Annotated in this window: 12 protein-coding genes; 6 read left to right on the top strand and 6 right to left on the bottom strand. The window is 48.1% G+C overall.

All coding sequences use genetic code 11. The features are described 5' to 3' along the window. Window positions 1-12 precede the first annotated feature (12 nt). A complete protein-coding gene (locus QZY09_RS01440) occupies window positions 13-129 on the top strand; it encodes a transferrin receptor-like dimerization domain-containing protein (protein WP_295667238.1) in 117 nt (38 codons plus the stop codon). Window positions 130-1091: 962 nt separating this feature from the next. Continuing rightward, a complete protein-coding gene (locus QZY09_RS01435; protein WP_295667236.1) occupies window positions 1092-3530 on the top strand; it encodes a S8 family serine peptidase in 2439 nt (812 codons plus the stop codon). Between the two features lie 6 nt (window positions 3531-3536). Here QZY09_RS01435 and QZY09_RS01430 read toward each other — a convergent pair whose 3' ends face one another. Next, window positions 3537-4559: an AAA family ATPase gene (locus QZY09_RS01430; RefSeq protein ID WP_295667232.1), complete on the bottom strand. Its 1023-nt coding sequence runs from the start codon at window positions 4557-4559 to the stop codon at window positions 3537-3539. A gap of 293 nt (window positions 4560-4852) precedes the next feature. On the opposite strand from QZY09_RS01430, the gene QZY09_RS01425 reads away from it, so the two are divergent. The 4 genes from QZY09_RS01425 (at window position 4853) to QZY09_RS01410 (ending at window position 6522) form a co-directional block, all read left to right on the top strand. Then, window positions 4853-5167 carry a hypothetical protein gene (locus QZY09_RS01425; protein WP_295667228.1) on the top strand — a complete coding sequence of 105 codons (315 nt, stop codon included), beginning with the start codon at window positions 4853-4855 and terminating at the stop codon, window positions 5165-5167. A 201-nt stretch (window positions 5168-5368) separates the two neighbouring features. Then, window positions 5369-5830 carry a hypothetical protein gene (locus tag QZY09_RS01420; RefSeq protein ID WP_295667225.1) on the top strand — a complete coding sequence of 154 codons (462 nt, stop codon included), beginning with the start codon at window positions 5369-5371 and terminating at the stop codon, window positions 5828-5830. A 61-nt stretch (window positions 5831-5891) separates the two neighbouring features. Beyond that, complete coding sequence (locus QZY09_RS01415) at window positions 5892-6353, top strand: hypothetical protein (RefSeq protein WP_295667223.1); 462 nt, start codon at window positions 5892-5894, stop codon at window positions 6351-6353. A gap of 4 nt (window positions 6354-6357) precedes the next feature. Beyond that, complete coding sequence (locus tag QZY09_RS01410; protein ID WP_295667219.1) at window positions 6358-6522, top strand: hypothetical protein; 165 nt, start codon at window positions 6358-6360, stop codon at window positions 6520-6522. A gap of 7 nt (window positions 6523-6529) precedes the next feature. Here QZY09_RS01410 and QZY09_RS01405 read toward each other — a convergent pair whose 3' ends face one another. The 5 genes from QZY09_RS01405 to QZY09_RS01390 all read right to left on the bottom strand — a co-directional run bounded on the left by QZY09_RS01405 (window position 6530) and on the right by QZY09_RS01390 (window position 10148). Further along, the gene (locus QZY09_RS01405) at window positions 6530-6886 is read right to left on the bottom strand and encodes a hypothetical protein (protein ID WP_295667216.1); all 357 of its coding nucleotides are present in this window, start codon (window positions 6884-6886) and stop codon (window positions 6530-6532) included. A 116-nt stretch (window positions 6887-7002) separates the two neighbouring features. Continuing rightward, complete coding sequence (locus QZY09_RS01400; protein ID WP_295667214.1) at window positions 7003-7653, bottom strand: hypothetical protein; 651 nt, start codon at window positions 7651-7653, stop codon at window positions 7003-7005. A gap of 113 nt (window positions 7654-7766) precedes the next feature. Further along, window positions 7767-9512, bottom strand: a complete 1746-nt coding sequence (gene aspS / locus QZY09_RS01395) for an aspartate--tRNA ligase (RefSeq protein WP_295667211.1) — start codon at window positions 9510-9512, stop codon at window positions 7767-7769. Between the two features lie 122 nt (window positions 9513-9634). Continuing rightward, a complete protein-coding gene (locus QZY09_RS24650; RefSeq protein WP_367119151.1) occupies window positions 9635-9862 on the bottom strand; it encodes a type II toxin-antitoxin system RelE/ParE family toxin in 228 nt (75 codons plus the stop codon). A gap of 46 nt (window positions 9863-9908) precedes the next feature. Next, window positions 9909-10148 carry a hypothetical protein gene (locus QZY09_RS01390; protein ID WP_295667207.1) on the bottom strand — a complete coding sequence of 80 codons (240 nt, stop codon included), beginning with the start codon at window positions 10146-10148 and terminating at the stop codon, window positions 9909-9911. Window positions 10149-10321: the final 173 nt, after the last annotated feature.

The following is a 10321-nucleotide window of genomic DNA, read 5'->3' as shown; positions in this document are numbered from 1 at the left end:
GGCGTAAAAACCCTGCCCGGCATCCGCCAAGCCATCGAACAATGCAACTGGACGGAAGCCAGGCAGCAAATAGCCATCGTAGCCGAGCGCATCAACAGTTTAGCGGCGTATTTGGCGGAGGCAAGGTAAATAAGGCAAGGGGCACCTGAACCACCCGGAACGGATGAATAAACCCGGGACACCTGGCACACAAATAATTTCTGTAATTTACTTGGATTTTTAAAGAATAATTTGTATGAAAATAGGCGTCAATTATTTTTTTGGCGACCAACCACCGCACCTAACCCCCATGTCATTGCGAGCGCAGCGCGGCAACCTCGTCGCTGACAGGTCGACGGCTATGCATTGGTGGCACGGTTGGCGGTGATGCAATGGCGACGAGGTTGCTTCGCTCGTTCCTCGCTCGCAATGACATGGTTTTTAGATGGTTGGCGCCGCTGCCAACTGCAAACTCATAACTGCAAACTGAAAATTAAGGGCGTAACCCCCGCTGATAGAAGCGGCGGTCGGGTGCTTTGCTCATACTTCACGGGGCCTTAGGCGCTTCTCCACAACCTTACATTTTCCTTAACTGCTACTGCCAACTCCTAAAGCAAACTGCCCCGGGCCGGTATCCGCGACGCCCCCTTACGCAACGCGCCGGTATAACCCTGGCTTTTGCCACAAAAAGAGGGAAAATAGCACAGCATGTTCATTCCGTAAAAAATACAATTTTGTAGCGTAGCGCTACACATGCTACACCCTGCTACAAAGCGCTACAAAGCTGAATATTAACAACTTAACTGCTGACAAAATTTTGTCACTGACAAAAACGTGTCAGCGCTTTTGGTGCTTTTTTCTTCTTTTTATGGATGCTGCCACAGGTTTGCAACCCCTAGTATTGCATGGCTGCGGTTTTCACTCGCCACTAAAGCCGTGCTGTGAAAACTGCATATAATGCGTTCCACCAGTTACGCTGGGCTAAACTCGCGGTAGCGAAGAGTTACGCTACGCCGCAGCGGAGGAATTTGGCAGCAATTTTGCCATATTATAATATATATGCCAGAAACAATATATTTGTAAAACACCTAAACGCTGTTTTTCAGTCTGATATGGCCAAGAACCCGCACATACAATTAAACACCTCCAGACAATTTGATAAGCCTGTTAAGCTACAGTTCAACTATGGCCGCATTGACAATGACGACGACGACCGGGAGCAGGGCAGCGATTACCGCCGCATGGCTTTGCGTTTCCAGAACAACCTCGACCAGCTTCTTTTAGACCAGCAGGCCAAAGCCGACCTCTGGAATCCTGACCTGAATGTGCCGGACCATATCGACCATATCGAGATCGAATTCCACGGACAGTTCAACGTCAGTAAATTCTTCCAGCCTTGGTATAACGAATTCGGCCTGGAGGCCACCAACTTTTTTGACTATAACCATAAAGGGCTTTTTGCGGTGGTGAACCGGGCCAAATTTAAGGACTTTGTTCGGAACATTGAGCGCTTCATAGAAAAGGAGACAGGCCTTAACGAGGATGCCCAGTATTCCACCAATCTTTTATATCTCAAGTCTTTTCAGCTGCTGTCAGGCGCGCAGATCATCCGCTATGCACAGCCACAGGAGCTGATGAATTTTAAGCTGATCGATTTCCCGCTGAACAACCGCGCCTCTGAATCTATTTTCAAGGCTTTGAAAACTTATCTGAACAATTCTCAGTTGAACTACACTTATCAGACGGAGATCAACCAACTGGAAATCCGTGGCCTGTCGGGTGAACAGATCGCTGAGATCATTCAGAACTTCGATATCGTGGCCAGTGTGACCTCTGCCTTGACAACGATCGTTCGCCCCGGGAAACTGAACCAGCCGCAGAGAGGCTACGGATTTCAGATCATCAACGGAACGGATCAGTACCTGCCGCTGATCGGCGTACTGGATACCGGGATCAGTGCACTGACCCCACTCAAGGATATTTTGGTGGCTGACCCGGCTTTCAATCTGACCGGTAGCCCCGTTAACGAAGATAACAGTTCCGGCGGCAGCGGCCACGGGACAGCAGTCGCAGCGCTTGCTGCGCTGGGCAAGAAACCCTATGCCCAAGGATACCGTGGCGATATTGCCGCTGATGCGCGTGTCCTTTCCATGAAGATCCTTGATAAAAATTCCGGTTTTATCGCGCAGTCGCAGGTATTGCAGCTCTTAAAGGACGCCAAAGCAAAATACCGAAACCTGAAGATCTTTGTTCTGACGATCTGCTATAAGCAACCCAAATTACTGAACGAACTGCATTCAACCTACGCCTGCGAACTGGACCGGTTCGCGCACGAAAATGACTGCCTGATCATGATCTGTACCGCCAACAATGAGCTGGCCGAAAGCCAGAGCGGGTATAGCCTGGGCTATTTCAGCAAGCCAGAGACGAATTTATGCGCACCGGCCGACTCCATGAGCAACCTAATCGTCGGAGCAGCGGCAGGCAGCCTCCGCGGCGGGCCGTTTTGCGGTATCGCAGACAGCCGGGAATATCCAGCCCTTTACACCCGGCGCAGCCATATCGACCTAACGCCCTTCTTTTCAAGCAAAAAGCTGAATAAACACTACTTCCGGCCGGATGTGCTAGAGGTCGGAGGTGATTACGAGCTGCACAGCAGCGGGCGTTTTTTCGGACAGGGATCCAAAGCCTCAATGGAAGTGCTGTCCGCCGATCCGACCGAAAGCTTCTGTGAAGGCGTGGGCACGAGTTACGCAGCACCGCTTGTCGCCAATACGGCCGCCCGTATACAGTCAGCCTACCCCGGTATCCGTGCCCAGTCGATCAAAGCACTGATCGTAAACGCGGCTTCCCTGGAACTGATCCGGTTCTCGCAACCCAACGACAAATTACTGAATAAAGTTTGTGGTCATGGCCTGGTCAATGACGAAGCGAGTTTACTGTCAGACGACAACAGTATCACTTTTTTGATCGAGGATACTGTTGAGGCGGAAAAGTTAGCGGTCTTTCCAATCCATTTCCCCGACTATCTGACCAGTGGTAAACTCAAAAACAAAACCGGGCTGCTGCGCATCACTGCAACATTAAGTTTCAGCTTTATCCCGGTGCTCAACAGCCAAATGGCCTATTGCCCGGTACATATGGCCTTCTGTTTTTTTAAGAACCATTCGCCGACAGATATCCTCAAGAAAGAGGAGGATGTGGATTCCTTGCTGAAAACTACGCTGCGGTGGTCGCAGAGCGGCCGCTATATTAATAAGCCGATCCCGAACATGAATACCCAGAAGATCACTTTCAGTGTCGGCTTGGACGACCTGATCAACGAGGACCATACTTTTAAGATCGGGGTAAACTGCCGCCTTAGCAAACAGCTCTTCCCTGGCTCGGAACGCGCTTATCAGCATGCCCATCCATTTTCGTTGGCGATCAGGATAGAAGAAAAAATGCCGGCAGGAAAGAATACCGGTCAGTTATACAACGAAATGCTGCTGGTTAATGAACATCTTAATATCGCCCGCGCGGACGGTATTGCAGAGGCAGATGCGGAATAAAAAGGATTATTTGAGCGCTTTGAGTTCCTGCGTGATCAGTTCGCGCCATAACGCGGTTTTTACGACAACGGCCATTGGTGTGGCCTCACCAGTCGTTTCCAGTAGGCTGCGCTTGATCGCAGTGATCAGCGTTTTTTGGACACTATAGTAAGAAAGACCTTTGGCTGCCTTGATCAATGTGGTAAGCGAGCGTGGGGTATCGAGCACGAAATTTCCCTTTTTTAGTACAAGATCAATCAGTTCCCGCACCTGTTTTTCACTGGGGAGTTCCAGACCGAGATGGAGATCGAAACGACGCATCAGGGCCTCATCGAGCATGTCCTTTTGATTGGTCGCCGCAATGACCAGGCAGCTTTGCGGCAGGTAATCGAAAAGCTGTAGGATGGTATTGACCACCCTTTTCATTTCGCCATGGTCCTGGCTGTAATCCCGGACTTTGCCAAGGGAATCGAATTCATCAATAAAAATGATGCAATCCTCGATCGCGGCGCGGCGGAAAATACGGGACAGGTTCTTACTGGTTTCGCCTAATTTAGATGAGACGATCGCGCCGAGATTGACCACGACCATCGTTTTCTTTAATTCGCCGGCAATGACATAGGACGCCAATGTCTTGCCGCAGCCCGACGGGCCGTACAGCAATACCTTATTGGCTACCGGCAGGTCGTATTTTTGCAGTAATAACAGTGAGGAATGCTCTTTGATGAACATTTTCAGTTCATGGTTGACGTCCGGTGCGGCAATGAGGTTCGCTAGTGTGTAATCCGAAGTCAGCTTTTCCAAGATCAGCTCGCTGAAATCGCGGTCATCTTGGCGGTTGTAGTAAGCATCTGAGGCGTGATGAACGAGCGCGTTCGTCTTTTGGCCCTTAGCTGACTCTTTAACGATCGACTGGAGCTGAAGCGCGAAATTGACCTTTTTGGTATGCTTGGAATGCTCGATCAGGTCGTTCAGCGCTGACAAGAGTTTCTCCTGATCGTTTTCTAATCCGAACTTCGCGATGTCTTTTATGTACTCAGCCTGGCTCATTCTTTCTGCAATTAGTGGCAAATATATCTTTAAAACAATGATTTTAGATTGGTTATCAAAAATATGACCAAGAAAAATCCATGTCCCGACTATTGGTACGAATTTAACAGGTAATAGGTTATCGATGTTGAAACTAATGAAAATCAGCCAAAAATGCAAAGTTTTGTTCGTAAAAATTTGCTGCGTGGCATTCTCACCTCCTCTGGCGCGAGTATGCAGCGCAGGCCAAAAGAGGTGGAGTACTCGTGCCCCGCTGATAGGTAGCAAACATGCTTATCTGTGAGTGTTATAATATGTCGGCAAATACAAAGGCATCACAAATTACATCGGCGACCTGTCTGCGGGGCACGAGTACCCGGCCGCACAGCCCGGCACTGCATACTCGCGCCAGGGAAGTGCAATGGGCGGCTAAATCAACCCGCGTGCTGCCGGCCCATAACCTCCCCATCGCCAAACCAATGCTGATCATACAAGCCGCTAAGGAGTTTAACCAAATTGTTAGGGGAATTAAAAAAGGAAAGCCCGGAGTAAACAACACATTGATATTTGATTGCCATCAATTTTCGTATCAAATTGCTGAAAGGTACCTGGTGCAATTACGCCATTAAAGAAAAATGTTTTTTGCCCGCTGCCCGCCATCGCTTTCATTTATCTTCTACCGCATGTTACATTTACGCCCCGCGCTTCGTATCTTGTAAAAAAACACCGTTGAAAGCGATGCCAGCGGGAAACAAGCTATTAAAAAATAAACCTTAAACCTGTAGCCCATGCACCTATACCGCGAGATCCGATTTAAACAACTCAACGCGATGAAAACCAAACACCTTTTACTATTGCTATTGGCCTGCAGCGGCTGGAGCGCCTGCAAAAAAAACACCCAGCCACAGTGCCTGGCCCTGCCCCTGGCGCCGATTATGTTATCAGCCAATGTACGCATCGTTGATAAAACCACCAGTGCAGATTTGTTTTTATCGCCCACATCCCCCTATAAACTAAGCGATCTATCGGTAAGCACCTCCTTACAGAACGCTACCGTTAACTTTTGGGTGGATAGCGTACATAAAGACAAAAGGTTTGTAGTGCTTCACGGCTTTGAAACACAAACCTGGATTGTAAAGCTGGCCGCGCTGCCTGCCGATACCGTACACATGGATGTTTCGGTTACCCAAAGCAGGTGTTATGCTACGCCGTTTGTGGGTAAAATCACCTTAAACGGCAAAGCCGTTTGCGCACCCTGTAGCTATAGTGATGTGGTAACGATAAGCAAATAGCCTGGCGGCGATGCAAAACGCCTGATTGCTTCCCCATACAACGTGATAAAATAATAATGTTATGAAAACCAAATACCTTTTACTATTGCTTTTAGCCTGCAGCGGATGGAGCGCCTGCAAAAAAAACACCGACACGCAGTGCGCGGTACTGTTTTTGCCGATGCAATTGCTATCGGCCAATGTGCGCATCGTTGACAAAACCACCGGCGCCGACCTGCTTTTATCGCCCACCTCGCCCTATAAACTGAGCGATTTAACGGTTACCAGCTCGGTAACAGGCAGCAACGTTAATTTATTGGTGGATAGCACGCAAAAAGACAAAAGATTTTTGGTAATTGAAGGCCATCAAACGCAAACATATATTTTAAAGCTGGCCGCGCTGCCTTCCGATACCGTACATATGGATGTTTCGGTTACCCAAAGCAGGTGTTATTCCACATCGGTGGTAAGTAAGATCACCTTAAACGGCAAAGCCGTATGCGCACCATGCACCTTTAGTGATATCGTAACGATAAGCAAATAAATTGGTGGCTCAGCGCTTGGTTAATAGCGCGCGGCTCAGCGTGTGGGGTGCTGATCCGCCAATGGGCGGACAGCATGACGGTTTTTTTTGGTTATTGCTCCCTGCTTATCCTCCCCACCAACCAATGACCAATGACGCGCAGCAAACCTGCCTGCCGGCAGGCAGGTGACCAATGCCTAATTCCCCCTTTTCAAATTAGTATGCGTAGCCCGCTTACCCACCCGCAGGCTGATGGAATCGCCATCGGCGTAATAGCGGCCGCGGTTTTTTATTGCCATGGTATTGATATGCGCGGTAAACCATATACTGTCGCCCTTAACCTTACCATCCGAAATTGCAAAAGTGCCAATAGATGAGGTCACCGAACCGGTAAGTGTGGTGTCGCTGGTTTTAAAGGTATACGATATCGGGAATTCATTGCCATCGGGCCCTTTCAGCATCGCGTTCCATTTGCCATCTACGCCGGCAAACCAGGCGAATGCCGCGCCAAAGGTAAGGAGCAATGCAGCAGTGATCAGAATCTTTCTTTTCATGGATTTGGGAGGTTAATTGTTGTGTTAAAAGTAAACATTTATTTTAAAAAACACGCTTACTGCCCCCCAACAATGACCCAATGACGCGCAGCAAATGACCCAATGACCTATCCCCCCTAACTAACCCCCAATTCATCAAAAATAATCCGGGACTTGCGTTTAAAGGTGATATTTTTCAGCACCCTGTCCAGCATAGGGTTCCCGGTAACAATGGTAACCGTGCGCACCTGCCCGAAACGGATACTAGCACGCAGCCGGTAGCTGTGGCTGGTGGTAAAGCCCAAAAAATATTCACTTACGTGCAGGGGTACCTTTTTTGTGCCGTTAACGATCATATAACAGGCGTTGGTTTTTAAGGGCCGCACGGTCATGATGCGCAGCGCCTTTAACGAGTCGACTATTGTTTTGTAGCTGTCGCTGTCAATCGCCAGCGACATAAAATAGCCATCACGGGGCGTTTCGAGCAGGTCCATTTCAAATTGCACATTGCCTTTATAAAAAATATTAACCAGCCCCACCGGAAACACCGCCAGGAATAACGGTCCGCCTAAAAGCGGCAGCCCCTGGCCGTTACTTGTACCTATGGTGCCGATAGGTTTGCCCGAAGAATCGGCAATATCAAACTGCTGGCGCACTACTTTAAAATAGATATCGCGGGTTTTTATGGTTTGATGCGCGGCGGAGGGTACGTAATACCATTGTTTGCTCACCATGGAGCAACCTGAACAAAAGGTTGCCAATAGCAAAAAGATAAAAAAAATTCTCAATTGCTTAATTATTAGATTGGTAGGGTAACGATGAATGGCGCGGGAATATTGTATCTTACCTACCCACCACCTAATGACTCAATGACCCAATGACCCAATGACTAAATGACTTCCTACAACGCCGTTTTTATCTTCAGCTCATTCATCTGAAGATCAGAAATAGTTGATGGCGTATCAATCATCACGTCCCTGCCTGAATTGTTTTTAGGGAAGGCGATCACGTCGCGGATAGAATCCAGCCCGGCGAAGATAGACACCATACGGTCGAAACCGAAGGCAAGGCCGCCATGCGGAGGTGCGCCGTATTCAAAGGCATCCATTAAAAAGCCGAATTGTTTTTGCGCTTCTTCCGGCGAAAAGCCCAGGTGTTTAAACATCAGGGATTGCAAAGCCCGGTCGTGGATCCGGATAGAGCCGCCGCCCACTTCTGTACCGTTGATCACCAAATCATAGGCATTGGCCCTCACATCACCAGGATGAGTATCCAGCAAAGCAATATCCTCCGGCTTTGGCGAAGTGAAGGGGTGGTGCATGGCATGGTAACGGCTGGTTTCTTCGTCCCACTCCAGCAGCGGGAAATCAAGCACCCATAGCGGGGCAAAAGTATTTTTATCACGCAGTCCCAAACGGTTGCCCATCTCCAGGCGGAGTTCGTTTAGTTGTTTGCGTACTTTTTCGGCATTGCCTGCTAAAACAAACATCATATCGCCCGGTTCAGCTTCAAAAGCAGCTGCCCAGTTGGTGAGGTCGTCTTCGCCATAAAATTTATCCACGGATGATTTTAGCGTACCATCACTCTGGTAACGACAATAGATCATGCCGGTAACGCCAATTTGTGGGCGTTTTAACCATTCGGTCAGTTCGTCAATTTGCTTGCGGGTGTATTCGGCGCAGCCTTTGGCGTTGATGCCGACCACCAGTTCCGCATTATCAAAAATGCCGAAACCTTTGCCTTTTACTAGATCATTCAGCTCCACAAACTGCATCCCGAAACGGATATCCGGTTTGTCCGATCCATATAACCGCATCGCATCAGCATATTGCATCCGCGGTACGCTGCCTAATTCGATCCCTTTAACGGTCCTGAACAAGTGCTGGGTTAGCCCTTCAAAAACATTTAAAATATCTTCCTGGGTGATGAAAGCCATCTCGCAGTCGATCTGTGTAAATTCCGGCTGCCTGTCCGCACGCAGATCCTCATCCCTGAAACATTTCACGATCTGGAAATACCTGTCGAAACCGCTTACCATCAGCAATTGCTTAAAAGTTTGGGGCGATTGCGGCAGGGCGTAAAACTCGCCCGGGTTCATGCGGCTTGGCACCACAAAGTCGCGTGCGCCTTCGGGGGTCGATTTGATCAATACCGGGGTTTCAACCTCTATAAAATCAAGGCCATCCAAATATTTACGCACTTCCTGCGCCATTTTATGGCGGAGCATCAGGTTGTTGCGGATAGGGTTGCGGCGCAGATCAAGGTAACGGTATTTGGCGCGCAGCTCCTCGCCACCGTCGGTTTCATCCTCTATCATAAACGGCGGAACCTTGGCGCCGTTCAATATCTCAATTTTGCTAACGCCGATCTCGATCTCGCCGGTGGGCATTTTAGCGTTCTTGCTGGTACGTTCCAACACGGTACCGGTAACCTGTATCACAAACTCACGGCCGAGTGAACGGCTGGTTTCCCGCAAGGAGTCATCGCTGTCGGTATTAAATACCAACTGGGTTAAACCATAACGGTCGCGCACGTCAATAAATGTCATTGCGCCCAGGTCGCGTGATTTTTGGACCCAGCCGCATAAAGTTACCGTTTGCCCTAAATGACTGATATTTAATTCGCCGCAAGTATGTGTTCTTAACATGGTACTGATTTATAAAGTTTGCAAAAGTAGGGTTTTAGTCGGAAAGTCCGAAAGACCGGAAGTCCGAAAGTTGAGAAAGATGTGCTTTAAATTATTATAAAAGAGGTAAGAGATGAAATTTTTTACTTCAACTTAAACTTCCTGGGGTTTCTCCGGCTATCCCAGACGGTAAGAACTTCAATTGTTTTAGAAGAACTAATGTGATAGTAAACGATGTAATCCTTAATAATTTTGAATCTTACATCCGGATTTTCTGTGGGAATTCCTGACTCTGGCATTTCGGCCACTTTTTTCATTCCTATTTGAAATTGTTGATAAAGTTTCCGGCTATAGGTTTTGGATTTATCCAATATTCGGGAATTTCAAACCGTTCGCGTTGTGCGCGAACTGACCATACTACTTTCGCAGCCATTCTTCTACCTGGCGATTTGCTTCTTCATCCGATATCCACTGGCCGTTCCTGATCTGCTCCAAACCATCTTCAACCGCTTCTCGCTCAGCTTCACTCATTTGATAAACGCCGTTTACAGATTTCGATCCAACATAAAGCATAGTTGATAGCTCACTTAATAACTCATCATTATCTGTGTCGGTAATTTGCGCTATCAGTTTTTCCTTTAATTCTGCGGTACTCATAATATTGCTTTTTTCAAATTTATAGATAATATTACAAATCGGAAATAGCGAAGCCTCCCAGGTCACAAAAACAACAAATCCGAAATCGAACATCCGAATTCCGAAATCATTCTTACCTTTGCTCCATAATTCTCAAGGGGTGCCTTGCTTTGGTCGCAAAAATAATCTGCAGG

The organism is uncultured Mucilaginibacter sp. (genome assembly GCF_903913935.1).
GTDB lineage: Bacteria > Bacteroidota > Bacteroidia > Sphingobacteriales > Sphingobacteriaceae > Mucilaginibacter.
The sequence above is the reverse complement of the archived record's forward strand: the minus strand, read 5'-3'. Positions and strand labels throughout refer to the sequence as shown.

Excerpts from the sequence above, each read along its gene's own strand:
- QZY09_RS01425 (WP_295667228.1), top strand. The coding sequence starts at position 4,853 with ATGTCGGCAAATACAAAGGCATCACAAATTACATCGGCGACCTGTCTG.
- QZY09_RS01405 (WP_295667216.1), bottom strand. The coding sequence starts at position 6,886 with ATGAAAAGAAAGATTCTGATCACTGCTGCATTGCTCCTTACCTTTGGC.
- QZY09_RS01415 (WP_295667223.1), top strand. The coding sequence starts at position 5,892 with ATGAAAACCAAATACCTTTTACTATTGCTTTTAGCCTGCAGCGGATGG.
- aspS (WP_295667211.1), bottom strand. The coding sequence starts at position 9,512 with ATGTTAAGAACACATACTTGCGGCGAATTAAATATCAGTCATTTAGGG.
- QZY09_RS01430 (WP_295667232.1), bottom strand. The coding sequence starts at position 4,559 with ATGAGCCAGGCTGAGTACATAAAAGACATCGCGAAGTTCGGATTAGAA.
- QZY09_RS01420 (WP_295667225.1), top strand. The coding sequence starts at position 5,369 with ATGAAAACCAAACACCTTTTACTATTGCTATTGGCCTGCAGCGGCTGG.
- QZY09_RS01435 (WP_295667236.1), top strand. The coding sequence starts at position 1,092 with ATGGCCAAGAACCCGCACATACAATTAAACACCTCCAGACAATTTGAT.
- QZY09_RS01390 (WP_295667207.1), bottom strand. The coding sequence starts at position 10,148 with ATGAGTACCGCAGAATTAAAGGAAAAACTGATAGCGCAAATTACCGAC.